This is a genomic window from Streptomyces sp. Ncost-T10-10d (genome assembly GCF_900091955.1).
Taxonomy (GTDB): domain Bacteria; phylum Actinomycetota; class Actinomycetes; order Streptomycetales; family Streptomycetaceae; genus Streptomyces.
In genome coordinates, this window is sequence record NZ_FMDF01000111.1 from 1 (window position 1) to 25,716 (window position 25,716).

Consider the following 25,716-nt stretch of genomic DNA (forward strand, 5'->3'; position numbering starts at 1 on the left):
CGCCGTTCCGCTGCTACTGGGCGTTTCTGCCACATCCTCAAATCAGACGGACTTCGTGTATGAGGAGCGGAGCAAACGGGCGGCCATGGCGGCAGTTCGACAGACGCGAGGGAGTACGTTCGATGCAAATGCCGCAATCCTGACAGCCGTAAAACTCGCATACAAGCACGGAACATCTCTGAACGCCCACTGAGATCAGCTGGCCCACATCGGGCAAAGCCCGAACCCCGCCCGGATCGATGCCTGCGCGGCCGTTCCGGTCAGGGTTCCCGCCGCCAGACCCAGGAGACCCCACGACAGCCGTCAGACCCTCTTGCCAGATTTAAATGAAAACGATTATCGTCTTGCTTGTTCGTGCCCATTCAACGCTCTCAAGGGGGGCTTTCTTTTGCGTACCTTCACGCGCACTCTCACCGTGGCCGGCTCCGTAGCCGCTGCCATCGCCGTCGGTGGGCTCACCGCTGCCCACGCGGCCGGGACCACGCTGTCCAAGGGACACGTCGACGTCCTCGACGTCGAGTACGCCGCCGGCGCCCTCGACCTGCACGTCCACGACGAGTCGGTCACCCCGGACGTCGAATACGCCCCGGCCGACGTGGTGCTGCAGGCTCTGCCCGCCTCCGCGTACACCGTTCCGAGCGGCACCTGCTACAGCCACCTGGGCACCGCCGGTTCGACCGTCTACCGGCTCCCGCAGGTCCAGAACGCCAACCTGCTGTGGCCCGGCATCTCCGGCGAGCACCTGTCCACCGGCGTGTTCCAGAACGACAAGGTGCAGGTCAAGCTGAAGTCGGTGACCGGCCCGGGCAAGATCACCGTTTACAAGGACGGTCTCTGCCCCAAGAACAACCGCTACTACGACAGCGGTGACGCGGCCCTCACCAACACGAAGGACGTCGTGGCCGGCGCGCATGACCACGCCAACTGGGTGTTCACCAAGGCCGGTACCTACACCGCGACCTTCGACGTCAGCGGCACCCTGACGAACGGCACCCCGGTCGGCCGGACCACGGCGACCTACACCTTCCAGGCCGGCTGATCCTTCGGCCTCCGTGCCGGGGCGGGCTGTTGGCAGCCGCCCGCCCCGGCACGGCCCCTGATCCACTGACCTCACCGCTCGAAGGAGACGCCCCGCATGCGGGCCTCACTGTCGCGATGTACGACACATGCCGCCGCCCTGACGGCCGTTCTGTCCCTGCTCGGCTCGGCACCCCTGGCGCTCGCCACCGAGGACCCGCCCCGAGAGGCACCGCCCGGAGAGCGCGTCGTGCTCAACGGCGGCCACCTGGACATGGCGGCACGCTTCGAGGACGGACGGCTCGAGTACCGAATCAAGGACGGGACCGTCGCGGGCAAGCCCGTATGGCGTGAACCCTCGGACGTACTGCTGCACTTCGATCTGCGGCACGAGCTCGTCATCCCGCCGCGCGAAGAGGTTCCCCAGTTCGAGGGGTTCGGCGAGCCCGGGGAAAGCCTCTGGGTCGACAAGGACTTCGAGGTGAAGGAAGGGCTGCTGTGGCCCGGCTGGAACACCATGGAGATCCTGCCCGCCGACGTCACGGCGCCGGTAAAGGTGACCTTCCCGAAGATCGAGGGTCCAGGCCGCTTCGTCCTCGGCCAGTTCGCGGACGACCCTGACCTCGGAGTGCGCATCGGCGTCACCATCGACAGCGCCAAGTCCGACCCCGGCTCGGTCGAACTGCCCGCGAACACGCACGCCCACCCACTGTGGATCTTCAACACCAAGGGTGTCTACCGGATCACGATGAAGATGAGCACCACCCTGTCGTCCGGGCAGAAGGTCACCGACCGCGAGACCCTCGCCGTGGCCGTCGGCGACGTGGACCCGTCGACGGTCGTACCGGGAGACGGCACGCCCAAGCCCACACCGACCCCGACTCCCACACCGACCCCGACTCCCACGCCCACCCCCACTTCCACGCCCACCCCGACGCGCACCTCCACTCCCACCGCCACCCCTACGGCGAACCCGTCGCACGACCCGAGCGCGAGCGTGAGCCCGTCCACCACCGCGAGCCCGACACCGTCGGCCACCAGGTCGTCGGCCCCGGTTGCTCCGCCCACCGGCGGTGGCGGCAGTGGCAGGGTCACCGAGTCGGGGACCACCACCACGGGCGGCAGCCTGGCCAAGACCGGCGCGGGTGTGGCGCTCCCCTCCGGGATCGCCCTCGCCGCGGTGGTGGCGGGCGGCACGGCCTTCCTGATCGTCCGGCGCAACCGGCGGAAGGAGACCGTCCGATGAGGCGGATCCGTACGGCCGTCGCGGGCGTCGTCGCGGCCGGCCTCCTGGGCAGTGGGTGCGGTCCGGGCGCCGGAGGCGGGGCCGGCGACGCCGAGCTGACGGTGTCCACCACCACCGCGATCATCGCCGACCTCGTCCGCAACGTCGGCGGTGACCGTGTCGACGTGAGGTCGGTGGTGCCCCACCACGGCGACCCGCACTCCTACGAGCCGAGCCCCGGCGACGCCGCCAGGGTCACGAGATCCGACCTGGTCTTCAGCAACGGACTCCTCCTTGAGGAGCCCGGCATCATGAAGGTGATCCACACCAACAGCCGCAAGGGCACGCCCAAGGTGGCGATCAGCGAGCAGCTGGAGCAGTACGGCGGCAAGGTCATCAAGCTGAAGGAAGATCTGGGCCTCGACGTGCTGTGGCTGGGCTGGGCCGTCGAGGGCGAGGTCACGGGCGACGGCTCCCAGGTCCGTACCACCGCCACCAGGTTGAAAGGGCCAGGCGACCTGCACGTCTATCTGACGGACACCCTGGGCAACCCGCAGAGCTACGTCGACTCGACCGACGGGTTCGACGCCAAGGACTCCTTCGCCCTGCCGCCCGAGGCGCACACCCACGTCAACTGGGTGTTCAGCAAACCGGGCACGTACCGGCTCACCGTGCGGGGACGCACGGAGACCCTGGACGGGAAGACGGCACCGATCGGCAGCGGCACCATCACCTTCGCGGTCGGCGACACCCCGGCCCCGGCCGGGAAGAAGGTGCTCGACGGCGGACACGCGGACGTCGCGCTCAACGCCTCGACGAAATCCGTGTACGTCCGCTCCGACGACCCGTCCACCGGGAAGCGGATGCACCACCCGGCCGACTCCGTCGTCCTGTCCGTACCCGACCGGGCCAAGGAGACCGTGCCCAAGGAGGGCGCCTTCCGATTCCTCGGCGCGCCGGGCTCGGACATCTGGGTGCTGCCGCAGGCGGTCATCGGCAAGCACGTCCACGGGGAGATGGACCCCCACGCCTGGGAGGACGTCGCCAACACCGAGGCGTACGTGCGTCGCATCGCAGCCGAGCTGATCAAGGCCGACCCGAAGGGCAAGGCCGCCTACGAGCGGAACGCGGCGCGTTATCTCAAGCAACTGGCCGAACTGGACGACCACATGGCCCGGACGCTCGCGACCGTGCCCGAGGCCAACCGGCAGCTCATCACCACACACGACGCCTTCGGCTACCTCGCGGAGGCGTACGGCATGGAGGTCACCGGCTTCGTCGTACCCGTGCCGAACCGGGAACCGAGCGCGACGGAGGTCGAGAAACTCCACAACACCATCCGGGAGAAGAAGGTCCCCGCGGTCTTCCTGGAGCCCAACCTTGCCGCCCGGGCCGACGTCCTGCGCCGGGTCGCCGAGGACGAGGGCGTCAGCATCTGCACGATCTACGGCGACTCCTTCGACGACAAGGTCCACGACTACGTCTCGATGATGCGCCACAACGCGAAGGAACTGGCCCGCTGCCTGGGCCGGGAGGGGAGTTGAGCCCGATGAGGCTCGTAGGGAACAGCGTAAGGAACAGCAAGGTCGCGCTGGCCGCCGCCGGTGTTCTGGCCCTCGGCGGTACGGCCATGGCCGCACCGCCCGGCAAGGAGCCGCAGGCGCCCGAGGCCCCCGTCGTGGCACCTGTCACCCTGGCCGACGAGAGGCTGGGCCTCGGGGCGGGCGGCGTGATCGACATCGACGACACGCACCGCGTCGCCGGCCCCGACGGCACGCCCTTCTGGGAGCTGCAGCACGCGGCCTGGGACACCACTGGTCTCCCGGCCGGAGCCGTGCGGGGCGACCGCGTGCGCTGGTCGCTGACCGGGGTCGAAGGACCGGGCGCGCTCACGGTGTACGAGCCGGCCACCGGCCCGGACCACGAGCCCGTCGTACGGTTCGACAGTGCCGACGGCCTGCCCGACGGGTACGGCCTGCCGACCGGCGCACGGGGCGAGACGCGCTGGGTGTTCGGCAGGCCGGGCACCTATCAGCTGACCTTCGCGGCGCAGGCGGAGGCGGAGGCGGGGACGAATACGGACACGAAGGCGGACGCGGAGCCGGAGACCGGAGGCGGTCCGCTCATCGCCGAGACCCGGTACACCGTCCGCGTGGGCGACTCCGCCCTCGCGACTCCCGTACCCATCAGCCCCCCGGCACCGCCCGCCGGGACCGAGAGCCCTTCTCCCACCGCCCCCGTCGCTGGTACGCCGGCCGACGCGGGCGAGGACCGGCGTCCGCCCACCCCCTCCCAGGCGGGCGCCGGTCCACTCGCCGCGCGCCAGGCGGCGAACACCACAGCGAAACCTGTGGAAACGGCGAAGAAGGTCCTCGACCAGGGGCACATCGACATCGCCGCACGCGTGGTCGACGGAAAGCTGCAGATCAACGTCAAGGACGGCACGGTCCCCGGGAAGACGGTCTGGCGGGAGCCGTCGGCCGTCGTCCTGCACGTCAAGCCGCAGGCCAAGAAGGTCATTCCGGCGGCCAAGGACTTCGCGTTCCTGGGCAAGGCCGGTGACCCGGTGTGGCTGCTCGACCAGGTACAGCAGCCCGGGCTGCTGTGGCCGGGCTGGTCGACGGACAACATCGCGGCCGGTGCGACCAAGGGCGACACGGAGTTCAAGTTGGTCAAGGCCGACGGGCCGGGGAACTTCGCGCTGTACAACTACGACGGCCTGTCAGGGGCGGCCATCCGCTTCAACAGCGCGGACGGCGTCCCGGACGCCTTCGGTGTTCCGCAGAACACCCACGCGCACGGCGGCTGGGCCTTCGGCAGGGAAGGCGTGTACCGGCTCACCTTCTCGATGACCGGGACGCTGGCGAACGGCGCCAAGGTGAGCGACACCGAGACGATCGCCTTCGCCGTCGGGGCGACCGACCCGAACGCGGTGCAGCCGGGCGGCGGCTCGACGGGCGGCTCGGGCTCCACGAGCGGCTCATCGACCGGGGGCACGGGTACGGGCGGGGCGACCGGCGGCTCTGGCACCGCAGGCTCCGGCACCAGCGGCTCTGGCACCGGTGGCGGTTCGATGGCGTCCACCGGCGGGGGCTCCTCGCTCCTGCTGGGCGGAACCGCGGCCGTGCTCGCCGCGGTCGGCGCCGGCGCCGTCCACCTCACCCGGAGGCGTACCGCGTGACCGCCGACGAGCCACTGCTGCGGGTCGCCTCCGTCTCCGTCGCCCTTGGCGGCCGTACGGCCGTGGAGGAAGCCTCCCTCACCGTGTCGGGCGGCGAACTGGTCGGCCTGCTCGGTCCGAACGGTGCGGGCAAGACCACGCTACTGCGCGCCGTCCTCGGGCTCACAGCCACCGCTTCCGGCAGTGTCACCGCCACTGACCGGATCGGCTACGTACCCCAACGGCACGAGTTCGCCTGGGACTTCCCCATCGACGTGGCCGGCGCCGTACTGAGCGGCCGTACCCGCTCCATCGGCTGGCTGCGGCGTCCCAAGGCCCGCGACCGCGCGGCGGCCGACGAGGCGCTGGAGCTGGCCGGGCTCACCGACCTGCACCGGCGCCCCATCGGCGAGCTGTCGGGCGGCCAGCGCCAACGCGTCCTGGTGGCACGGGCCCTGGCCGCCGAGCCCCGGCTGCTGCTGCTCGACGAACCGTTCACCGGAGTCGACGTCCCCACCCAGGAACTACTGAACGAACTCTTCGGCCGCCTCGCCGCCGAAGGCAGAGGACTGCTCATGACCACCCACGACCTGGCCGCTGCCGCCCGCACCTGCACGCGGGTGGTGCTCCTGAACCGTACGGTCGTCGCCGAAGGCGGACCCGAGCTGCTCGCCGACCCCGAGCAGATGCTCCGCGCCTTCGGGCTCGACCGGGCCATCGGCGCGGAATCGGCCCCTGGTGTCGCCGAAGCGGAGGCCGCCGCATGACGGACCTGCTGGCCTTCATCACGGCTCCCTGGGACCTCCCGTTCATGCAGCGGGCCTTCGCCGTCGCCGCGATCGTCGGTGTGGTGTGCGGCGTGGTGGGCGTGTACGTGGTGCTGCGCGGTATGGCGTTCATCGGGGACGCCGTGGCCCACTCGGCGTTCCCGGGTGTCGCGCTCGCCTACGCCTTCGAGGGCAACCTGCTGCTCGGCGGTGCGGCGGCCGGGGTCACCACCGCCGTCCTCATCGCGTTCGTCTCGCAGAACCGGCGGCTCAAGGAGGACACCGTCATCGGCGTCTTCTTCGCCTTCGCCTTCGGCCTCGGCATCGTCCTGGTCTCCACCCGCGACAGCTGGACGACGGACCTGTCGTCCTTCCTGTTCGGCCAGGTCCTCGCCGTCGACTCGGCCGATGTCTGGCGGGTGGCCGCCATCGGAGCCGTACTCGTCGCCGTCGTCCTGGTCCTGCGCAAGGAACTGGTCGCCGTCAGCCTCGACCGTGAGACGGCCCGCGCGGCCGGACTGCCGGTCCTGCGCCTGGATCTGACGCTGTACGTCGTCGTGACGGCCACGATCGTGATGTCCCTGGAGGCCGTCGGCAACATCCTCGTCCTGGCCCTGCTCATCACCCCTGCGGCCACGGCCCGGCTGCTGACCGAACGCCTGTGGGCGATGACGGTGCTCGCCTCGGCGTTCGGCTGCGTGGGCAGTCTGACCGGCCTGTACGTCAGTTACGCCCACGACCTGGCGGCCGGCGGCTCCGTGGTCGTGGTCCTGACCGCGTTCTTCGCCCTGACCTGGCTGCTGGCCCCCCGGCACGGGCTCGCGGCGCGGCTCCGGTCACGGGCCGGAGCCCGTACCCCGGCGGTCGTCGTTCCGAGCGCCTGACTCCCGCCGTGAAGGTCCTGCATGCGGCGCCCCTCAGGTAGCGCCGGATGCAGGATCTCGTCGCTCACGTGCGGCAGGTGCGGGGGGGTGGTCGACCAAGCGGACCACGGCGATGCTACTGGTGTTGAGGGCCAGGGCGGCGAGGACCGGGTTCATGGAGCCGCCGGCGCCCGCGACGAGGCCGAGCAGGCTGACGACGATGGCGAGCCCGTAGCTCTGCCGTACGACGCCAGGGTGTGGCGGCTGAGTTCAACGACGGTGGGCGACCTGGCGCAGGTCGTTGCCGGCGAGGGCGAGGGCGGTGGTTCCAGGGCCACATGGGAGGAGTGCTCGCCCATGGTGATGCCGACGTCCGCGAGGGCGAGGCACCGGGGCGTCATTCGTTCCGTCGCCGACCATCGCGACGGTGTGTCTTCGGCCTGGAGGTCGCGGATCGGCTGGAGCTCGGCCTCCGGCAACGTGTACGCGTGCACCTCGGAGACGCCCAGGCGCCCGATGAGGTCGTCGTCGTGCGCCAGACAGATGACGGTCTCGCCGCCTTGACGAAGACGGTCGGTCCAGCCCTGCGCGTCCTCGGTCAGCTCGATGCCGTGCCGGCGCAGCAGGGGCGGCTGCCCACGAGCGGCCGGGTGCCGTCGAGTTCGGCACGCATGCCCATGCCCAGAGCAACCTCGCGCTCCTGGTGCGGGGGCACGTGCAAGAGCTGCTCCTCGGTGGGGCGACGATGGCCTGGGCAAGCGGGTGGACGGCGTGGAGTTCGCCAGAGTCGGTCAGGCTCAGGACCTCGTACGCGCCGAACCGTTCACCGAGGGAGACGACGCTGGTGACCAGGGGCTTGCCGAAGGCACGGTTCCTGTCTTGTCGAAGACCGCGGCGGTGACCCGACGCCTTTTCAAGAGCAGCGGTCGGCAGCCGCACTTCACCACGAAGCGTGGCATTCCAGGAGTTGTTTACTGACCCACGCTCCTAGCTCGACGAGCACACGACGAAGCGGATCCGCCCGGATCAGGCTTCGATACGGCCTCGCCCTGGGTGCGCCGCAGCATGTTCCGTGGGCTCAGTCCTGCTGTTCCAACGCGTCGGCGAAGGCGCGGAGGGCATTGGCCAGCTCTTTCTTGGTGGGCAGCTCATCCACTTTTTTCTCCAGACCGTCGATGCGTTCCGCCAGGTCGTCCAGGCTTGCCGGAGCCGTGGGATTCGATGTGGGTCCGTCCGTAGGAGCTGGGGACTCGGACGATCCCGGGCCCGCATCCGAACCGCCCGAGGCTCCCGCATCCGTACCACCGGAGCTGCCGCCGTCGGTGCCACCTGAACCACTGACGGAACCACTGTCCCCAGCGCCGGTGTCCGCGCCGCCCGCGAGACCGCCGCTTCCCGTATCGGACGACTCCGCGGACACAGAAGCCGGGCCGGACGCTCCGCCGTCCTGGTCGGCCACGGCAATTGCCCCGCCCACACCCAGAACCATCGCGGCGGCCGCGCCGACCAGCGCCACTGTCATTCGTCGCGCCTGGATCTTCCTCATATGTGTCATGCGACGGACACTAACCACTCATCGCCGCGGAGGGATTCCTTCCGTTGATTCGGTGCCGCATGGGCTCCGCGCGCAGGGTGGGAACCTGATTCTGCCGGAGCCCGGGATGCGGCATTCGACCAGCCAGGCTCTCCGGCCGTCCGAGCGAGGCACGCGGGTCGGGGTCCGGCGGCTGGACTCTCGCTTCGCCGCTTACCGGGACGCCATCGGCCTGGACCCCGCGCTGGAGCTCCACTCGCTGCGCAGGTCTTACATCACCCACCTGATCGAGGACGGCCACGACCCGCTGCTCGCCCAGCAGCAGGTCGGGCACGACCACGCTTCGACCACTGCGATCTACACCTGCGTCTCCTTCAACTTGCGCACCCGCTCCCTGCGTCGCGTCCTGGAAGCCACCATCGAGGCGGCTCTGCGGCCGGGAAGGACTTCCTGATGCCACGCCAGATCAACTACCGGTGGCGCCTGCGCGAACTGATGGCCACCCGCGGCATGTTCACCGTCACCGAGCTCATACCGCACCTGACCGAACGCGGCATCACGCGCGGTTCGTGATTCTTTGAGCGGTTTTATCGTTGCCATGTCCGCCTGCACCGAGGAGGAAGTATTGTTCGGGACCGTCGTGGTCGAGAACTCCCCGGATGGGCAGATGACATGCTGAGGGTCGCAGAGTTGGAGGCCGCGCTGCCTTCGATTACACGGTGGCGTGTGCCAGGCGGACGCAGCGTGGACTGGGCCGCCCTCGAGGCGGACCTCGGGACGGCGCTGCCCTCGGACTTCCGCTCTCTGGCGGAGGCATATCCGATCCTGGTCATCGACGACTTCCTGACGGTGTCCGTTCCCCGGCCCGGCGCCGAGGCATCATGGGCGTCCGAGTCCAGGGAGGACGAGATCCTTCAGGATCTGTACGAGATGGGCGACACCGAGGGCTACGTTCCCTTCCCGCGGCCGGGAGGCCTGATCTGCTGGGCGGAGACCAATTCGGGGGACTTCTTCTACTGGAGGACGAGCCCCGCGGCCCCGGACGCATGGCCGGTGGTCGTCCGCACAGACAACGGTGACTGGTCGGAGTTCCCGGTCGGTGCCGTCGAGTTCCTGGCGGGCGTGTACCGGCGGACCCTCGACGTGTCCGGCATGCCCAGGAACTTCCCCGGCGATGACCCGAAGGTGTTGGGCCTGAGCGACCGCATCGACTGATCGGCAACTCAGAGAGCGCTATGTGAGTCGGTGCCCGTGCTCGCCCGCCAGCACCTGCCCTACGCCAGCAGCCGAAGCGCCTGGTGGCTCTTCCCCCGCCGACAGCCCGGACAGCCGATGAACCCAGCCAGCCTCCAGGCCCACCTACGCGAGATCGGCGTCCCTCCACAGCGCGGCAGGACTTCCGCGATCCGCCAACTTGCCCTCCAGGCACCGGCCCCCGTCATCGCGAAGGCCCTCGTCTACGACGACAAGACCGCCACACGGCTGGTCACCGAAGCAGGCGGAACCTGGAGCCGATAAGCACCCGGCGGCCACGCAAGACGCCGATGACTGACAATGCCGGGATGACCCGACCCAGAATCCGTGTCGCCGCATACGTGATCCGGCATTGCGCCAACCCCGAAGTTCTGGTGTTCGGCCACATCGGTATGCCGGAGGCCGGCACGCAAGTCCCTGCAGGAGGAGCCGAACCAGGCGAAAGTCTTGAAGAAGCGGTCCTTCGAGAGGTCGCCGAGGAGACCGGTCTGCTGACAGCCACCGTGGTCCGGCAGATCGCCGTGGAGAACAAGCCCCACCCCGACACGGGGCAGCCACGACGAACCAGCTTCTTCTTGCTCCAGGCACCAGCAGACACCTCCGATGCGTGGGACCACCAGGTCAACGGTGACGGAGACGACGCCGGCCTCACCTTCTCCTGCCGGTTCCTCCCCCTTCCCCTGGAGCAACCACTGGCCGACGATCAGGACGCATGGCTGGGCCGCATCGATCCGCGCTGGACCACCGTGACCGTCGACAGTCAGTAATCGGTAGCCGGACTCATCCGCTGCATATGCGACACCTCAACATGCGCGCCTACCAGTCCCACGGCCGCTGAGGCCCGCGAGTTCGCGGAAACTGAAGATTCTTCAGCCGGATCCCGAGGGTGGATTGCCCTGATTTTGGGGCCCCGTGGGTTCGCGGTCAACTCACGGGGATGTCTCGGTGGCCTGCTCCAGCAGGGCCCGTGCGGAGTCCGCGTAGCGCATCGCGGTCTTCTCGTCGAGCCCGAACACCTGGCCGAGGCGACCTGGAACGCGTGGCCCGGCGCCGGGCTGGTGGCCACATAGCATGGGGCCATGGACGAGATCGGCGGTGTCGAGGTCGTGGCTTTCGCGGATGGCGAGGCGTTCGACGGCTGGTTGGCGGCTCACCACGCACGGCACGACGGCGTGTGGGTCAAGGTCGCCAAGAAGGGCTCCGGGATCGCGTCCGTGACAGCCGACGAACTGGTCGACGCGGGGCTGTGCTGGGGCTGGATCTCGGGTCAGCGCCGGTCGCTCGACGCTTCGTACTACCTGCAGAAGTATGTGCCGCGGCGCCCCAAGAGCCTGTGGTCGCAAGTCAAGGTCGCCGCGCTGGCGGCCGCGGGCCGGATGCGCGAGCCGGGCTTGGCGGAAGTACGCAAGGCGCAGGCGGACGGACGTTGGGCCGCCGCATACGCGCCGCAGTCGACGGCCGCAGTGCCCGACGAACTGGCGGCGGCGCTGGCGGCGGATACCCGGGCGGCAAAAGCTTTCGGGGCACTCGACAAGACCGCGAAGTACTTGGTGCTTCTACCCTTGCTGCAAGCCCGAACTCCCGACGGGCGCCAAGCCGCAGTGGAGCGCGCGGTCCGGGCGTTGGCCCTGAAAGGACGCGGCGCTCACCGGTTGGCTCCGTGACCACTTCGCACGTACGCGGGGCCAACGCCACACCCTCGCACAGCGCCCAGGGATGCCCACGCCTCAGAACGTGCCGACAACCCGCACAAGGGTGACGAGAAGCCCAACGCCGGGGTCGCAGCGCGGCAGAGCCTGAGGGCGTGGGCGATGTTGGCATGGCCGGCTCTGGCCGCCTAGCATCGCCGGTCATGGACATCGCGCTTGTCCGTTCACGATGGCGGGCCGTACTCGCCATGTTCGCCGTGCTTCCGTGGGGGCTTGGCCTGCCGTTGGCGGCCCTCACAATCGGGTTGGACGCCGTCGGGGGGCAGCCTGATGTGCTGGGCACCGCGATGGCCGTGGCAGCCGGTGCGGCGTCCTTCGCGACCGTTCCGGCTCAGGTGCAGACTGTTCGGGCTCTGCTGTCCAGACCCCGGCTCACCCTGGAGACCGACGCCCTGGCCATCCATGACCCCGTGTTCCTCCCCAAAGGCGCCCGGATCGCGCGCGAACGAATCGCGGAAGCCGATCGGCTGGACTGGAAGGACGCCGAGGTCAGCTTCCGCATCGGCTACGACACGACCGAGCTGACTCCGTTCCGCGAACCGCTGAACGTGGAGGTACGGCTACGCGGCGACCATGGCTTCGCCTCGGCCCGAAGGCTTCACCGCGGCACCTGGATCTGGCGCCTCGCCCGCAGATCGGACCGATCCCCGCAGTTTCCCGTGCCGGGCGACCGCTACCGAAGGATCCGGATCCGTGCCAGACACCCGGTGGACGCCCTCACCGCCCTCACCGAATGGGTCACGAGCTCAGCCGCTCCTGACGCCGGGCACCCGCCTCATGGAACAGCAGGCGAGCCCTACTAGCGCATTTCAGGCGGGTTGCCCCGGTTCGCGCTGATCGGCGGGGCAGGAGAGCGGGAAGACTTTCCGGCGGGTGTTGGGCCTGCTGGATCCGGCCCGCCTGAGCACCGCCGCCTTCGCCTACCTGCGCCCCCTGCTGCCCGAGCCCGGCGAACCAGCAGTGACCGCCATGTCACGCCGGACGGGCTCGACGCGCGAACAACGCCGCCACCACGCGACCGTCGGCCATGAGTGCCGCACCCCGTGTCGCCGCGCGATCGCTCGACGGCAAATGCCTGCGCGACGCCCACCGCCCCGACGGCAGCCGCGTCATCGCCTGAGCCTCCGTCGACTCCAGCAGCCGCATCTGGACACCTGGGCGACCGATAGGCCAACTTTGCGCTCCCGTTCCATCCCCTTCCCCCGCTGGAGCACCGCACGCCGCCTCTGTCCACCCGGTCTGAGCATCGAGCACCCAGCCTCGCAACTTCCCGGCCACTTTCAAGCCGAGGACGAGGCCCGAAACGAACTGCTGCGCTGCTTCAACGACGCCGCGTTGCCCCTGGACGTCCGCGTAGCCGCTGCTCTCGTCCGTCTCTACGCCCTCCCTCCGACCCGCATCGTCGAACTCACCGACAACCACATCCGCCGCGACCAGGAACGCACCTACCTGGCGGTCAACCAGCACCCCTTCGTGCTCCCGCCGAAGCTCGCCCGTCTCATCGACGATCAGCTCCGGCACAGCACGCCCCGGCACAGCACGGCGGGGCATCAGTACCTGCTACCAGGCCAAAGCCCTGGACGCCCGCGTAACCCCCTCGGCCTCGCCGACACCCTGAGACACCACGGTCTGCCCGCCCGCGCTGCTCGGAACACCGCCATGGTGGACGCCCTGGTAGACCTACCGCCCGTGGTCATCGCCGACCTGCTCGGCATCCACCCCAAGACAGCCGAACGCTGGGCCACGCTCGCCGGCGAGAACTGCCCTGAGTACGTGTCATCGCTGATGTGACCGGGCCGGGGTACGGCGGGCGGTAGGTCAGCGGGGTCGACGCGATTCGCGTGGACGGCGGCTACGCGGGATGGGGGCGCCGCCCCCGAGGGGGAGCGGCGCCCGGCTCGGCCGGTGCGGATCCGGTCAGGACGCCGGGGTCTTCCACAGGTACACGACACCGTCGGAGCTCGTCGTGGCGACCTGCGTGCCGTCGGGGCTGAACGCCAGGGTCCGGACGTTCCAGTGGTTGCCGACCAGCCGGTACGTCAGCTTGTGTTCGGCCATGTCCCAGAGCCGCACCACATCCCCGTCGAACACGGCGAGGGTGGAGCCGCGAGGGCTGTACTCCACGCTCCGGACCGGCACGCTGGTTGTCTCGTCGACGCTGCCCGTGGAACGGCCGTCGGTCACGTTCCACAGCCGGACCGTCCGGTCCTTGGCGGCCGTGACGATGGTCCTGCCGTCGGCGCTGTACGAGACGCCGTAGATCTCCTCGTCGCGGTCGAGTTCCTTGCGCACCTTGTGCCGGGCCACGTCCCAGAGCTGCACGGTCTCGGTGCCGGTGTTCTGTTCGTGGGAGTAGCCCACGGTGGCGAGCGTCCTGCCGTCCCGGCTGAACGCCACCTGCTTCGCCCGCATGTCGTCGTCGAGAACGGCGACCCGTTTGCCCAGGTCAGGGCCGCGCTCTGCGTGCCAGAGCTGAGCGCCTCCCCGGCTCGCGGTGGCCAGGATCCGGCCGTCGGGGCTGAACGCCAGGCTGTCGATGGAGTCCGAATCCTCGTCGGTCGTGGTGATGGAGGCGATCTGCCGCCGCCCGGCCACGTCCCACAGCGTGACGACGTTCCAGGTCGTTCCGGCGGCGAGCAGCCGGCCGTCGGGACTGAAGGCGACCGTGGTCACCGCCACCGGGGTGTCCCCGGGCGCTGTCCGGGGGCCGAGCCGCGCGCGCACCTTGCGCCCGGCCACGTCCCACAGCCTCACCGTGCCGTCCCCGGCACCCGTCGCGAGGGTGGCGCCGTCGGGGCTGAACGCCACGCCTTCTGGCCCCTTGCCCCGGGGGTAACCCCCGAGCGTGGCAGCCGGTTTCAACTCGGTGGGTGTGTCGCGGTCGGAGGAGTTGCCGGGCAGCAGCACCGCGACCAGTACGGCGACCACGGCCAGCACCCCGATGCCGCCCATCAGCGCGGGCACCGACATCGGCGGTGTGTCCGTGAGCGGGGCGGGCTGCGCCGGGTCGGGTCCGGTGGCGGCGTCCGGCGGCTGCGCCGAACCCCCTTGCCCGGACCCGGGATTCCGCGCCTGCGGCGTCGCGGGCCCGGTGGCGGCGTTGTGGAAGTCCGGTGCGGGATCGACGACGGTCCGCTGCGGCGGTACGGCGGGGTCCGGCCGGTGGGTGCCGTCGGTACGGCACAGGCGGATGACCTCGGCCAGGCCCGGCCGTTCCGCCGGATCCTTCGCGAGGCAGCGGGCGGCCACGGTCCGGACGGGCTCGGGGCAGCCGTCGAGGTCCGGCGCCTGTTCGAGGATGCGGTACAGCACACTGTGCCCGGTGCCGCCGAACGCGGGTCGCGCTGTGGCAGCGTACGCGGCGATGGCGCCGAGCGCGAAGACGTCGACGGCCTCGGTGAGGCTCTCGCCCCTGATGTACTCGGGCGCCATGTAGCCGGGCGTCCCGGCCAGCATGCCCGTACTCGTCACCGACGTGACGTCCGCGGCCCGGGCGATGCCGAAGTCGATGACCTTGGGGCCGTCGGCGCTGAGGAGGATGTTGGAGGGCTTCAGATCGCGGTGGATCACCCCGGCCGCGTGGATGGACTGCAGTGCCTCGGCCACCTGCGCCGTCAGCGCCAGCACCGCCTCTACCGCCAGCGGCCCCCGCGCGGCCACCGCGTCGTGCAGCGCCGGCCCCGGGACGTACGCCGTGGCCAGCCACGGTTCGTCGGCGCTCAGATCCGCGTCGACGACCGGCACTGTGTAGAGGCCCTGCACCCGCCGGGCCGCGGACACCTCCTGCTCGAACCGCTTGCGGAACGACGCGTCGGCCGCGTACTCGCGGTGCACGACCTTGACCGCCACCGCGCTGCCGGCCGGGGTGCGCGCCAGGTAGACCCGGCCCATGCCGCCCGAACCGAGCAGGCCCTCCAGCCGGTACGGGCCCGCGGTGACCGGATCGCCGGATCCCAGCGGGTGGACCGGCGGTGGATCGGCCGGCCACCCCGGGGCGTCGGCCAGGTGTGGAACCGCGCGCGGGCCATGGTCCGGTTGGGACATGCCGACTGTCACCCCTAGCTGGTCGTGCCTGCGCCACGCGGGCAGCTGCCTCATGCGAGGACACGGCACAACGCGCCCTCACCGTACGGAACCCGGCGCCGCGTTGAGGCCCGCGCTGGTTCGAGCGTCAGCGTAATGGAGCCCTGGCTGGGGCGTCTGTCCCGGTCCTGTTACAAGCGGGGGTCCGACGACGGCCGCAGTCCGGCCGCCCGGACCCGTACTAACGTTCCCTCTGATACGAGCAGTTGAATGCCTGACGGCTGTTGAGAGCCGATACGACAGCGGTGCGGCCCTGGTGTGATCACGTGCGTTGCCGAGCGCTGTTGATCACGCCAAAGCCGCGAGGGTGAGTGTGCTGTACGACGCTGCACACGTCGAGTTCCTGGCCGATTTCTACGACTGCAGAACGGTGACTACTCCCGCACACACCCGGTCCTTGTCGCACGGGAGTGGGCCGAGGGCAGCGTGGACAGCTGTGAAGGCCCCATTCCCCAGAGGGAGTGGTCGTGTTTCTGATCTTCACCAACCGGTGCCAGATGAAGCCGCCTCGCGGGAGCCGGCTGACGACGTCCTAGCCACCCTGCGGGCGAATACTGCAACTCTCGAATACCGACACTCCACCAGTGAAACGCGCCGCCACCGAGAACCCCTTGGTGGTGGGCTTCACGGGACCACGCCGGCGTCCGCACCACCTGGCTCTGGTGGTGGGGGACGAGGGAGGGTCGGTTCGGCTGTCGGCTCGGCTGGATCTGGTCCTTGCTGCGCGAATCGGTGCGGCCCTGGGCGACGGGACGGTGCTGGGGGAACGGCGGGCGCACGGTGAGACGTACACACGGGTGGAGAGCGACCTTGTCGTGGAGGTACTGGCCGGGCCGGGGAGGCGTCAGACCCTCACCGTGGTCCGGATGCGGTGAGGGTCCCGTGCCTGGTGCTCGGCGAGGACGACACGGCCGCCGCATGGGGGAAACGTCCCGTCGTTCTCAGGTAAACGTGACCCCTCGCTTGGTCGCATCAGGTGCGACGAACTCGAGAAGTCGCTCGGCCTCGTCCAGTACTGCCTGTGTGCCCGCCTGCGACAGCGGCCGGAAGGGGGAGATGAGCAGTACGGAGCCCTTCACCGACCATGTGCCGTGGACGAAGCCGTCCACGAGGAAGGTGGGCCGCACCATGGCCTGACCGGGCATCACCAGCTTGCGGTCTGCCTCGCTGATCACTCGCGCGCGGTCCGTGTGCCCGAGGAGGAGGTTGTCGAAGGCGGGCAGAAATCGCACGGGGACGGGCAGGTCCGGGTCGGCGCGCGGCGCGTCGGGCAGGTCGAAGAGCTCAGTGCCCCGCTCGTCGTGGAAGACGCGCAGCTGTGACCGCAGCCCGTCGAGAACCTCACGCAGGCGGGTCAGCCCCGACCATGTCTGGATGTCCATGACGCCAGCCGGGCCGAACGCCGCCAGGTAGCGGCGGATCATCGTCTCGACTCGTGGCGCTGCCATCGGTCGGCCGATCCAGTGCTCCGCGAGGCTGATGGCGATGTTGGGTCGGTTGCCCCAGGCGCCCCAGGCGCCGGTGGCCGGGGCGTGCACCATCGGTACCCGCAGCTCCACCGCCCCCGCGAGCACGCGGCCGTCGCGGCCAGGGAAGCGCTCGGCGAGCGACAGGGCGAGCTTCCGCCGAGGCAGGGTGTGGCCAGCCATCAGCTCCCGCCCGGCGTCGGTGAGCTCGGCGATGTCCAACCCGGCTGTCTGCGCGGCAAAGTACTGCGCCCGGGCGGTGCGGTCCAGGACGGGCTGGACGACGGGCCGCAGCCAGCGGAAGTCGTTGCTGCTGGTCAGGTGCTGAGTGCTGCGTAGGGCTGTGGAGCGCACCACGCGCCCGTCGCGGAGCAGTGCCATCAGGTCGTCATGTCGGAAGTCGGCCAACCGGGTCCACAGCCCCACGTAAGGCCAGTTGGGCTCCTGCCCCTGCAGAGCGACCAGGTGTTCGACAACGTCAAGTACCGGGCGAGAGGTTCGGGCGGCCAGAAACTGTCGCTGGAGCAGTGTCCGGTTCAGGGTGCGGGTGGACAGCACGGAGGCGTCGGTCATGTGGTGCCGGTTCTCCTTGGATGGTAGGGACGTCACCGGGAGCACGTCGCCGGTCCGTGTGTGACGGGCGACGCGCTTCGATCCTCAGTCGGCGACCCTGACGGAGACGTTGCCCTTGTAGCTGCCCTTCAGCAGGGAGACGAGCGCCTGGGGAGCCGCCGAGAGGCCGCCTTCCACGATCGTGTGGGGGAACACGAAGCGGTCCTCGCTCAACCACGTACTCAAGCGCTCGGTCCACGCCGCGACCTGCTCCGGGGTGTGATACGTGGAGAACGGCAGAACCTCGATCCCCTTGGCGGCCGCCGCAGCGAGATCCGGCTCGGGGAACCGGTCCTCGTGGTCGCCGATCTGAGTGGCCAGCGCGCCGCACAGCACGAAGCGGGCCCCCGGCGCCGCCGCCTCGACCGCCGCGTCGAACTGCTCTCCGCCGACGTTGTCGAAGAACACGGTTATGCCCTCGGGCGCCAGGTCCCGCAGATGATCGAGGACGGGGCCGTCGTGGTAGTCGAACGCCGCGTCGAAGCCGAGCTCGTCAACCAAGTAGTCGATCTTCGCCTGGCTACCCGCGCTACCGATCACCTTCGCGGCGCCCCGGCACTTGGCGATCTGTCCGGCCAGCGACCCGACGCCGCCCGCCGCGCCGGAGACGAAGACGACATCGCCGGCACCGGCCTTGGCGATCTCGGACATCCCGTAGTAGGCGGTGGGCCCCTGGCTGAGGTAGTGCACCGGACTTGGGAACAGGTCGGGGTCCAGTTTGAGGTACTGGTCGGCAGGCCCGGCCGAGTACTCGCACCAGCCGGCCATGGTGCATACCTGGTCGCCGACGGCCAGGTCCACACTGATGGACCGCACGACCGTGCCCACCGTGCCCCCGCCGATGCGCTGGCCGACCTCCCACGGCGGGATCGGCAGACGGGAGTCAGCCCGCAGCATCTCCAGGTACGCCACTGACAGACCCAGGTAGTCCGTGCGGACCAGTACCTCTCCCGTGGCCGGTTCGGGCGTCGGCACCTGCACGAGGTCAAAGGTGTCGGTTCCGAGGTCTCCCTTCAAGTGTTGGGCCAGTCGCACCTCCCACATCGTGTCGGGGGTCGTCGACATCGTGCTGTCGGTCATGGTTCTCCTCGTTTCGATCAGTCTGCGCACCCGGCCTGGGCCCGTGCCGTTCTCGTGAGACCCACGCTATGAGCCATAGCGGTCACTTTCCGACCTCAATTGGCACCATCCTGGAGGGCATGGCGAACACAAGCTCACGGACTCTGCGGCTGCTGTCCCTGCTCCAGACCCACCGGCACTGGCCGGGCGGCGAGCTGGCCGACAGGCTCGGGGTTTCTGCGCGTACCCTGCGGCGCGACATCGACCGGCTGCGCGAGTTGGGCTACCCGGTCGAGGCCAGTCGCGGCGTCGATGGCGGCTACCAGCTCACGGCAGGCGCCGCCCTGCCGCCGTTGGTGCTCGACGACGAGGAGGCGGTCGCGCTCGCCATTGGGTTGCGTGCGGCCGCCCAAGGCGCGGTTACCGGAATCGAGGAGTCCTCGATCCGCGCGTTCACCAAGGTCGTGCAGGTCATGCCGGCGCGACTGCGCCGGCGGGTCGACGCCCTGCGGGTGGTGACCGTGCCCTCGGCCGAGGGCGGTGTGAAGACCGTCGAGGCCGGTGTGCTGAACGCCATCGCGCAGGCATGCCGGGACGAGGAGCGACTTCGCTTCTCCTACACCGCCCGCGGTGGCGAGCGCAGCGCCCGCCATGTCGAGCCCCACGGGCTGGTCTCGCTCGGGTACCGCTGGTACCTGGTCGCCTACGACCTGACCCGGCAGGACTGGCGCAGCTTCCGCCTCGACCGTCTCGACGATCCGAGCGGGACCGGAGAGCGGTTTCGCCCGCGCGAGCTACCGGCCGACGACGCCTCGGCCTTCGTCCGTGCGGGGAGCGGCGGCGTCCCCGTTCCGCACACCGTCGAAGCGCTTGTGCACGCCCCCGCAGCGGCTGTTCGCGCGCGCGTTGGCCCGTGGGCTGCGGTCGAGGAGGTCGACGAGCAGCGGTGCCGAGTACGGATGACCTCGCAGACCCTGGACTGGCCGACTCAGGCACTGGGCAATGTGGGTGCGGAGTTCGAGGTGCTCGGCCCTCCCGAGTTCGTCGACTTCGTCCGGGAGTGGGCTGCCCGCTTCACCCGTGCCACCGGCTCGTGATGTCCCGTGCCGGAGGTCCGCCGTCGCACGCCCAACGATCAAGATCTTTCAATAAACCAACGTTTGTTGAAGACCGCCGGGTGGGCCACCGAGAGGCCCTCAGAGCCTTCAAAAACTCTTTCAAAAACCGGGGTGGTTCAACAACCCCCGGCCATCGCTTTCCGACAGGATTCCAGGCGTGAGCACGCCACTTGAAGACGCCCGGTTCGAACTACTGGTCGCCGAACCCACCGTCCGCACGGAGATCCGCGTCGGATACGCACGGGTGTCCACCGGCGGACAGAAGCTCGACCGCCAGCTCGACGCCCTCAACGCGGTCGGCTGCCGCCGGTTCTTCGCAGACAAGAAGTCCAGGAGCGACGACGCCCGGCTCGAGCTGACGGCGTGCCACGCCTTCCTCGCCGCCGGCGACACCCTGGTGGTGCCCGCTCTCGACCGCTGAGGCCGCTCGCTGCAGGACCTGATCACCATGGTCGGCGAACTGCGCAAGCGAGAGATCGGCTTCACCTCGCTCCACGAGCGGCTCGACACCACCACCCCCGGCGGGCGCCTGGTGTTCCACGTCTTCGCCGCCCTGGCCGAGTTCATCCGCGAGCTGATCGTCTCCGGCACCCGCGAGGGCCTGGCCGCCGCCCGCGCCCGCGGCAAGGTCGGCGGACGACCCACCGTCGTCAACGCGGACATCATCCGGGCTGGCGACATGCTGCCCAACCCCGAGCACTCGATCACCTCGATCGCCAAGCTGCTCGGCGTCGGCCCCGGCACCCTCTACAACCACAATCCCGACCTGCAGGAGCTGCGGGCCGGCCGCGTCCCTGCCCAGCTCGACGGAGGTACCCGGTGATCCCCGGGCCGCACCGGACGAAGGGCGGCGCCCTCCAACTCGGCGCCGACGAGCCCGGCCTGCCCGGCCCGTTCGGCACCTGGACCGATCAGGGCGGCCAGGAAGACGGGCACGACCCGGGCGAGGACGCCGAGCTGCGCTGCTGATTCACCAAAATCATCCCACTGCCCCTTTTGGGCTCACCTTGGCTGGACCCCACTCCGCCGCAAGTTCGTGACTCCTGAAGGCGCAGCGCGGTGAACTTGCGGGTGTGCGGTCGGGATTTCGGCGGTCGGGGAAGTGGGTTCGAGCGCGTGAGCGCAGGGCAGGGCAGGGAGTGGAGGCCAATCGGTGAGGAGGATGTATGGCTTGTCGGGCCCGGCCCGGTTGGTGAGGCTGAGGCCCCGGGCCGGTGGGTTGCTCGGTCGGCGAGTCTTGATCGCTTCTGGGCCTGCTGGCTAGGTTGGCCGGCATGACCGACCCCAGAGCCCTCGCCTGGCCACCTGTCCCGATCAAGACCGAGCGGCTCGTACTCCGCGAGTCCGAAGCCCGGGACCGCGCAGTAGTCATCGAGCTGAACGCCTCACCAGAGGTGGGCACTTACCTCGGTGGCCCTCGACCGCGTGCCGAGCTCGAACGCACCGTGCCCGAGGTGCCCGGGCGGCGCCCCGGCTTTTTCGTGATCGATCTCGACGGGGCGGTGATCGGCACGATCATGCTCGATCCGCACGCAGAGCGTCCGGGGCACGTCCGTCCGGACGTCGGGAAGACCGAGCTCGGCTACCTGTTCCTGCCGCGGGCGTGGGGATTCGGGTACGCCGCCGAGGCGTGCGCAGCCGCACTCGCCTGGTTCGCCGACGCGCTGCCCGGCGAGCCGGTGGTGCTCCGCACCCAGACCGCCAACGACCGCTCGATGCGCCTGGCGGCAAAGCTGGGGTTCACCGAGGTGGAACGGTACGAGGACTACGGCGCCGAGCAGTGGTTCGGCGTGTGGACTTCGGTCACGCCGCCCGCTTGAACTCGTGCTCGCCAGCGCGGATCCACGGCGCCATCGAGCGGTCGTCGGCCTCGGCGCCGACAACAGTCGTCTACGCCAGAGCCGCGTGAGGGCGCCCGGCGCTTGGACTACTGCTCAAGCGGTGTTTCGAGGAACGCTCTGGCGGCGTCGGTGCGGCGCATCGCGGCGCGCTCGCTATGCCGAAGACGACAGCCAGGTGGAGGGCGTCAGGTCCGCAGGTGAGGGCCTCTTCCAACTGCCGGCCCTGGCGTATCCGGTTAAGGGTGACGCCAACTTCGCGGAATTGGGCGCCGAGCCACGACGGACTGACGGGGATATCGGACTGGGCGGTGCGTTCCAAGACGATCTGGTGCTGATTGATCGTGTGGGGCAATCGTCGATGGCGGTAGCGGAGGCAGGCGTTGATGATCTGCTCGATGAGCTCATCGAGCAGGCGGGGATGGCCGCCGATGGTCAGGCGGGGGTATGTAAATCGTTCGGTGTAACTCCCGATCAAGGAAGATGCACCGATGACCAGTGAGAACGTGACCGTGCCTCAGACTGTCGAGGTAGCCGGGCCGCAGCCGTCGAAGACGGTGGACGACCGAGGCGGTCGCCGACTCGGTCTGACTCCTTCGGGTGCCCTGCCGGGCTGTGACCACCCGGACCGGCAACCACTGGATCAGCGCCGCGATGCGCGGCAGACCGCACCGCTGGAGCGGCTCCGCGTCGACCGGCAGCTCGAAGAAGCCGCGATCCAAGGTCCCGACCGGCTTCACCTCGCCGAGGTCTTCGGGCTCGACGAGAATACCGCCATGCGTTACGCGGACTCCGCACGCGCCCTGCCGGAGCAGGCCGCCGAGGCCGGCCCGGCGAGTTGACCGCGAACACGGAGTTCGCGGACGCCGGTCGGGCAGAGATCGGGCGCGGTGAAGGAGTAGGTGCCGATCACGGTGAGAGGTCGTTTCGTCCCGCTCTTTCATCCAGTGTTGTTCTGTTGGTGGTGGTCTATGTGCCGCGCCGGGTTGGGGTGGATTCACTGGTGAGGCGGCGGGCCACGAGGCTACGGCAAGGACGGCGCGCTGACCGGCCCGGACAAGGAGCACGCCGAGACCTCGATACTCGCGCTGCACCTGCTCCAGAGCAGTCTCGTGCACATCAACACCCCGCTGCTCCAGCAGGTGCTTGCCGAACCGGCATGGGCGAAGAAGCTGAACGACGAGGACCGGCGCGGGCTGACCGCGCTGTTCTGGTCGAACACCAACCCGTACGGAACATTCCAGCTCGACGTGGACAAGCGGCTCGACCTGGGGCTTTCGGTCAGTGTGCCTCGGTCACGCTCCCCGAGTCCGCCTCAGCATTGCCGGGCTGAGCGCGTCGGTGGAGGGCAGAACCGACGCGTTCCGGCTCGCCTTCCTGCGGAACCAGCCGGGCCGTGCCGACGCGTCGTGCCACGCGTGTGAACATCTTCCACGGCTCGGTCGCTTTCGCCGCCGGTTCTGCCCCGGCCGGCCTCAGCCCACCGCCTTCTTGACAAGCGCGCTGATGCGCTCTTCGTCGGCCGTGGTCAGCTCCCTCACGGCGTAGGCGGTCGACCACATGGCGCCATCGTCGAGAGCCGCCTGGTCGCTGAAGCCGAGCGTGGCATACCTCGACTTGAACTTCTCCGCGCTCTGGAAGTGGCAGACGACCTTGCCGTCTCTGGCGTACGCGGGCATCCCGTACCAGAGCTTGGGCGCGAGGTCCGGAGCGGCGGTCTTGATGATCTCGTGGATCCGCTCGGCAAGGACGCGGTCCGCCTCCGGCATCTCGGCGATCTTCGCGAGCACGTCCCGCTCCGCCGCCGCCTCCTTCTCCGCCCGGGACGAACCGCGCCGCGCCGCCGCCTTCTTCTCCTCGCGTGCGTGCTCCTTCATCGCGGCCCGCTCCTCGGCGGTGAATCCGTTGTACTTCTCGGTGGTCGTGCCGGAGTCCTCGGCGAGCGACTTTGTGGACGGCATGGCAGGTTTCCTCTCGTACAGGGTCAGGCTGGGCGGGCGCGCGGGGCCGGGAGTCAGGACGACGTGGGGGCGAGCGACGCGGCAGCCTCCCAGGCGAACCCGTCCGGGTCGGTGAAGGTGTCGGCGGTGCTGCCGAGGACGATGCGATGCGAGCCGGTGCCGTCGGCGGGGACGCCGAGGTCCTTGGCAAGGGCACGGCGCTTGTACAGCGCCAGCTTGACGGGGCTGGACTGACCAGGGGCGAACTCGGTGTACTTGCCACCGAAGCTCTTGGCCACGGTCAGGCCCCGGCCGACGTAGAACTGCTTGGTGGCCTTGACGTCCTCCACGCCGAGCAGCAGGACGACCTCGTCGATCTCGCGGGTGGCGGGGCCGGTGTCCTTCTTCGCCGAGGTAGCGATCTTCCAGATCGTCCCGTCCGGGGCCTGGACGACGCCACCGTAGCCCCACAGCGACTTCGCGGCGGGCTTCAGCACCGTGGCGCCGGCGTCCACGGCGGCGCCGACGAAGCTGTCGACGGTGGCCGGCCCGGACACTGTGAGCGCCAGGGTGAAGCCGCGGAATCCGGTGGAGTGCGCCTCGGACGCCCGCAGGCGTATGTACGTGACCACGCCGAAGGCGCTGTAGAAGCGGCGGGCGGCCTCGGGGGCGGCCACCTCAAGGGTGACGGATGCGAGGGACGTGTTGGCTGCGGTGGAAGCGGTGGTTGCCATGACCATCACGCTAGGGGCTGTGCGGCCGCCGGGGCTTCTCGATTCCTGACCGGTCTGAGACTTGCTTCGCCACGCACGCCGGCATCCCCTCCACCTTGATCGCCGACCCGGCCTCGCGGGCCGTACCCGCAACATCGGCATGGTCGGCCGCCGCATCCGCCGCCTGGCGCCGGAAGGCCCCGGGCGGCATGCCGACCAGCTCGGTGAAGCGGGTGGTGAACGTGCCCAGCGACGCGCAGCCGACCGCGAAGCAGACCTCGGTGACGCCTTCCCAGGGCTCGGCGGACGAGTCGGCTAACGCACCACGCAGTAGCGGAGGTAGACGACTCTGGAGTTGAAGGTGCGGGTCTCGACGAGTTCGAGATCCACCCGGCGCTCGCGCTGGGGAAAGAACGGGAAGCCACCGCCAACCAGTACCGGGTAGACCCTGGCCCGGTACTCGTCGATCAGGCCCAACGCGGCCGCCTCGCCAGCGAGAGTCGCGCCGCCGATCGCAATGTCGCCCTCCCCTGGCTCGGCTCGCAACCGCTCGATCTCCTCCGCCAGGCCGCCGGAGGCCAGGCGGGCAGTGCCCTGCACCGCCGACAGCGTGCTGGAGAACATCACCTTCGGGAGCGGCTTCCAGAGCGCGGCCCACTCGAGCATGGCGTCGTCGAGCGATGGATCCTGGTCGGCGGTCTCCCAGTACAGCATCGTCTCGTACAGCCGTCGTCCCAACAGGTGGACGCCGACCTGCCGAATCTCGTCGATCCAGGAGCGAAAGACATCCTCGCCGGGCGGCGTCCAGTCGAAGTCGCCGTCCGGCCCCACGATGTAGCCGTCAAGTGAGACGTTCATCGAATAGGTCACGCTGCGCATCAGAAGTCCGCCTCGGTAACGGGTTCGACAGTACGACCGCCGGACGCCGCAGGACTCATCGCGGCTCGCGGGATCCCCTGGGCCGAGTCACCTCACGAGATCATTTCGTTGAGAAACCTCAGTCACTCGACCTTCACTGAGAATCGCTCAATCTTCACTGCGAGAGGTCAACCGCGTCACGGAATCCGACGGGGAGGTTGAGGAACACGCGTGTCAGATCGTGCGCTACTCCCCCGGCCGGTCCGTTGTCGCAGATACGCGGCTGGTTCATGCGGCGCAAGGCGTGCCGGACCCGCAGTTTGTGACCTGCGCGGTGGACGGTGGTTCGGGCTTGCCCTGCGGTGGCGGCGAATCTTCTCGTAGCGTGTGTGCTACCGGTCGGCGCGTAGGTGGAGAGGGCAGTGCGGGGCGCTGGTACGTACTGGCGACAGCGAGGTCCACAACACGATCAGCGGCGGCACCTTCCATGGGCCAGCACT

General features: G+C 69.5%; 29 protein-coding genes and 3 pseudogenes. 22 read left to right on the forward strand and 10 right to left on the reverse strand.

Annotated features, from left to right (window positions below; all coding sequences use genetic code 11):
• The 7 genes from GA0115254_RS45255 to GA0115254_RS18530 form a co-directional block, all read left to right on the forward strand.
• Positions 1-193, forward strand: a 193-nt coding sequence (locus tag GA0115254_RS45255; protein ID WP_218105554.1) for a hypothetical protein, incomplete at its 5' end; no start/stop codon positions are given.
• 195 nt (positions 194-388) lie between these two features.
• Positions 389-1,039 (forward strand): choice-of-anchor M domain-containing protein, encoded by a 651-nt coding sequence (locus GA0115254_RS18505; protein ID WP_093896419.1) that lies wholly within the window; start codon positions 389-391, stop codon positions 1,037-1,039.
• A 96-nt stretch (positions 1,040-1,135) separates the two neighbouring features.
• Positions 1,136-2,263: a choice-of-anchor M domain-containing protein gene (locus GA0115254_RS18510; RefSeq protein WP_093896420.1), complete on the forward strand. Its 1,128-nt coding sequence runs from the start codon at positions 1,136-1,138 to the stop codon at positions 2,261-2,263.
• Positions 2,260-3,786, forward strand: coding sequence for an anchored repeat ABC transporter, substrate-binding protein (locus GA0115254_RS18515; RefSeq protein WP_093896421.1), 1,527 nt, complete (start codon positions 2,260-2,262; stop codon positions 3,784-3,786). Before GA0115254_RS18510 ends, GA0115254_RS18515 begins: the two co-directional genes overlap by 4 nt.
• A gap of 5 nt (positions 3,787-3,791) precedes the next feature.
• Positions 3,792-5,423, forward strand: a complete 1,632-nt coding sequence (locus tag GA0115254_RS18520) for a TIGR03773 family transporter-associated surface protein (protein ID WP_093896422.1) — start codon at positions 3,792-3,794, stop codon at positions 5,421-5,423.
• Positions 5,420-6,169, forward strand: coding sequence for an anchored repeat-type ABC transporter ATP-binding subunit (locus tag GA0115254_RS18525; RefSeq protein ID WP_093896423.1), 750 nt, complete (start codon positions 5,420-5,422; stop codon positions 6,167-6,169). The genes GA0115254_RS18520 and GA0115254_RS18525 overlap by 4 nt, the downstream gene beginning before the upstream one ends.
• Positions 6,166-7,053, forward strand: coding sequence for an anchored repeat-type ABC transporter permease subunit (locus tag GA0115254_RS18530; RefSeq protein WP_093896424.1), 888 nt, complete (start codon positions 6,166-6,168; stop codon positions 7,051-7,053). Before GA0115254_RS18525 ends, GA0115254_RS18530 begins: the two co-directional genes overlap by 4 nt.
• Positions 7,054-7,630: 577 nt before the next feature.
• On the opposite strand, the gene GA0115254_RS46180 is transcribed toward GA0115254_RS18530, so the two are convergent.
• The gene (locus GA0115254_RS46180) at positions 7,631-7,753 is read right to left on the reverse strand and encodes a hypothetical protein (RefSeq protein WP_256102655.1); all 123 of its coding nucleotides are present in this window, start codon (positions 7,751-7,753) and stop codon (positions 7,631-7,633) included.
• Between the two features lie 357 nt (positions 7,754-8,110).
• A complete protein-coding gene (locus GA0115254_RS18540) occupies positions 8,111-8,587 on the reverse strand; it encodes a hypothetical protein (protein ID WP_176740181.1) in 477 nt (158 codons plus the stop codon).
• A 106-nt stretch (positions 8,588-8,693) separates the two neighbouring features.
• Between GA0115254_RS18540 and GA0115254_RS18545 the strand changes: the two genes are divergently transcribed.
• The 4 genes from GA0115254_RS18545 to GA0115254_RS18565 all read left to right on the forward strand — a co-directional run bounded on the left by GA0115254_RS18545 (position 8,694) and on the right by GA0115254_RS18565 (position 10,587).
• Positions 8,694-9,020 (forward strand): site-specific integrase, encoded by a 327-nt coding sequence (locus GA0115254_RS18545; RefSeq protein ID WP_256102656.1) that lies wholly within the window; start codon positions 8,694-8,696, stop codon positions 9,018-9,020.
• Positions 9,021-9,292: 272 nt separating this feature from the next.
• On the forward strand, positions 9,293-9,781 hold the full coding sequence (locus GA0115254_RS46185) for an SMI1/KNR4 family protein (protein WP_256102657.1): 489 nt from the start codon (positions 9,293-9,295) through the stop codon (positions 9,779-9,781).
• Between the two features lie 117 nt (positions 9,782-9,898).
• On the forward strand, positions 9,899-10,084 hold the full coding sequence (locus GA0115254_RS18560; RefSeq protein ID WP_093896427.1) for a hypothetical protein: 186 nt from the start codon (positions 9,899-9,901) through the stop codon (positions 10,082-10,084).
• A 44-nt stretch (positions 10,085-10,128) separates the two neighbouring features.
• Positions 10,129-10,587, forward strand: a complete 459-nt coding sequence (locus GA0115254_RS18565; protein WP_093896446.1) for an NUDIX hydrolase — start codon at positions 10,129-10,131, stop codon at positions 10,585-10,587.
• A 162-nt stretch (positions 10,588-10,749) separates the two neighbouring features.
• Here the strand turns inward: GA0115254_RS18565 and GA0115254_RS44540 are convergent, their stop codons facing one another.
• Positions 10,750-10,893 (reverse strand): hypothetical protein, encoded by a 144-nt coding sequence (locus GA0115254_RS44540; protein ID WP_176740180.1) that lies wholly within the window; start codon positions 10,891-10,893, stop codon positions 10,750-10,752.
• Between the two features lie 6 nt (positions 10,894-10,899).
• On the opposite strand from GA0115254_RS44540, the gene GA0115254_RS18570 reads away from it, so the two are divergent.
• The 3 genes from GA0115254_RS18570 (at position 10,900) to GA0115254_RS18580 (ending at position 13,320) form a co-directional block, all read left to right on the forward strand.
• Positions 10,900-11,484, forward strand: a complete 585-nt coding sequence (locus GA0115254_RS18570; RefSeq protein WP_093896428.1) for a YdeI/OmpD-associated family protein — start codon at positions 10,900-10,902, stop codon at positions 11,482-11,484.
• Between the two features lie 188 nt (positions 11,485-11,672).
• Entirely contained in the window at positions 11,673-12,332 is a 660-nt protein-coding gene (locus tag GA0115254_RS18575; protein WP_141720855.1) for a hypothetical protein, read from the forward strand.
• Positions 12,333-12,705: 373 nt separating this feature from the next.
• A complete protein-coding gene (locus GA0115254_RS18580) occupies positions 12,706-13,320 on the forward strand; it encodes a hypothetical protein (protein ID WP_093896430.1) in 615 nt (204 codons plus the stop codon).
• Positions 13,321-13,446: 126 nt separating this feature from the next.
• On the opposite strand, the gene GA0115254_RS18585 is transcribed toward GA0115254_RS18580, so the two are convergent.
• The gene (locus GA0115254_RS18585) at positions 13,447-15,573 is read right to left on the reverse strand and encodes a serine/threonine-protein kinase (protein ID WP_093896431.1); all 2,127 of its coding nucleotides are present in this window, start codon (positions 15,571-15,573) and stop codon (positions 13,447-13,449) included.
• A 623-nt stretch (positions 15,574-16,196) separates the two neighbouring features.
• Between GA0115254_RS18585 and GA0115254_RS18590 the strand changes: the two genes are divergently transcribed.
• Complete coding sequence (locus GA0115254_RS18590) at positions 16,197-16,487, forward strand: hypothetical protein (RefSeq protein ID WP_141720856.1); 291 nt, start codon at positions 16,197-16,199, stop codon at positions 16,485-16,487.
• Positions 16,488-16,553: 66 nt separating this feature from the next.
• Here the strand turns inward: GA0115254_RS18590 and GA0115254_RS18595 are convergent, their stop codons facing one another.
• Together GA0115254_RS18595 and GA0115254_RS18600 are read right to left on the reverse strand one after the other, a co-directional pair.
• On the reverse strand, positions 16,554-17,651 hold the full coding sequence (locus GA0115254_RS18595) for a winged helix DNA-binding domain-containing protein (protein WP_093896433.1): 1,098 nt from the start codon (positions 17,649-17,651) through the stop codon (positions 16,554-16,556).
• 84 nt (positions 17,652-17,735) lie between these two features.
• Entirely contained in the window at positions 17,736-18,770 is a 1,035-nt protein-coding gene (locus tag GA0115254_RS18600) for an MDR family NADP-dependent oxidoreductase (protein ID WP_256102658.1), read from the reverse strand.
• Between the two features lie 119 nt (positions 18,771-18,889).
• Here GA0115254_RS18600 and GA0115254_RS18605 point away from each other — a divergent pair, with 119 nt between their 5' ends.
• From GA0115254_RS18605 to GA0115254_RS18630, 7 genes and pseudogenes are all read left to right on the forward strand, one after another.
• Entirely contained in the window at positions 18,890-19,846 is a 957-nt protein-coding gene (locus GA0115254_RS18605) for a helix-turn-helix transcriptional regulator (RefSeq protein WP_093896434.1), read from the forward strand.
• 178 nt (positions 19,847-20,024) lie between these two features.
• Positions 20,025-20,690, forward strand: a pseudogene (locus GA0115254_RS18610) (recombinase family protein).
• Positions 20,687-20,836, forward strand: a complete 150-nt coding sequence (locus GA0115254_RS44545) for a hypothetical protein (RefSeq protein ID WP_176740182.1) — start codon at positions 20,687-20,689, stop codon at positions 20,834-20,836. The pseudogene GA0115254_RS18610 and the gene GA0115254_RS44545 overlap by 4 nt, the downstream one beginning before the upstream one ends.
• 305 nt (positions 20,837-21,141) lie before the next feature.
• Positions 21,142-21,687, forward strand: coding sequence for a GNAT family N-acetyltransferase (locus GA0115254_RS18615; protein ID WP_093896435.1), 546 nt, complete (start codon positions 21,142-21,144; stop codon positions 21,685-21,687).
• Positions 21,688-21,691: 4 nt separating this feature from the next.
• Entirely contained in the window at positions 21,692-22,207 is a 516-nt protein-coding gene (locus GA0115254_RS43880; protein ID WP_141720857.1) for a hypothetical protein, read from the forward strand.
• Positions 22,197-22,547, forward strand: a complete 351-nt coding sequence (locus tag GA0115254_RS46190; protein WP_256102659.1) for a hypothetical protein — start codon at positions 22,197-22,199, stop codon at positions 22,545-22,547. The genes GA0115254_RS43880 and GA0115254_RS46190 overlap by 11 nt, the downstream gene beginning before the upstream one ends.
• 195 nt (positions 22,548-22,742) lie before the next feature.
• A pseudogene (locus tag GA0115254_RS18630) lies at positions 22,743-23,129 on the forward strand (Tn3 family transposase); the annotation flags it as partial.
• A 51-nt stretch (positions 23,130-23,180) separates the two neighbouring features.
• On the opposite strand, the gene GA0115254_RS18635 reads toward GA0115254_RS18630, so the two are convergent.
• The 4 genes and pseudogenes from GA0115254_RS18635 to GA0115254_RS18650 form a co-directional block, all read right to left on the reverse strand.
• The gene (locus GA0115254_RS18635) at positions 23,181-23,666 is read right to left on the reverse strand and encodes an iron chaperone (RefSeq protein ID WP_093896437.1); all 486 of its coding nucleotides are present in this window, start codon (positions 23,664-23,666) and stop codon (positions 23,181-23,183) included.
• A gap of 53 nt (positions 23,667-23,719) precedes the next feature.
• Positions 23,720-24,385, reverse strand: coding sequence for a VOC family protein (locus GA0115254_RS18640; RefSeq protein ID WP_093896448.1), 666 nt, complete (start codon positions 24,383-24,385; stop codon positions 23,720-23,722).
• A pseudogene (locus GA0115254_RS46195) lies at positions 24,385-24,644 on the reverse strand (helix-turn-helix domain-containing protein); the annotation flags it as partial. The pseudogene GA0115254_RS46195 and the gene GA0115254_RS18640, both read right to left, overlap by 1 nt.
• Positions 24,645-24,673: 29 nt before the next feature.
• Positions 24,674-25,237, reverse strand: a complete 564-nt coding sequence (locus tag GA0115254_RS18650; RefSeq protein WP_093896438.1) for a dihydrofolate reductase family protein — start codon at positions 25,235-25,237, stop codon at positions 24,674-24,676.
• Positions 25,238-25,716 lie beyond the last annotated feature (479 nt).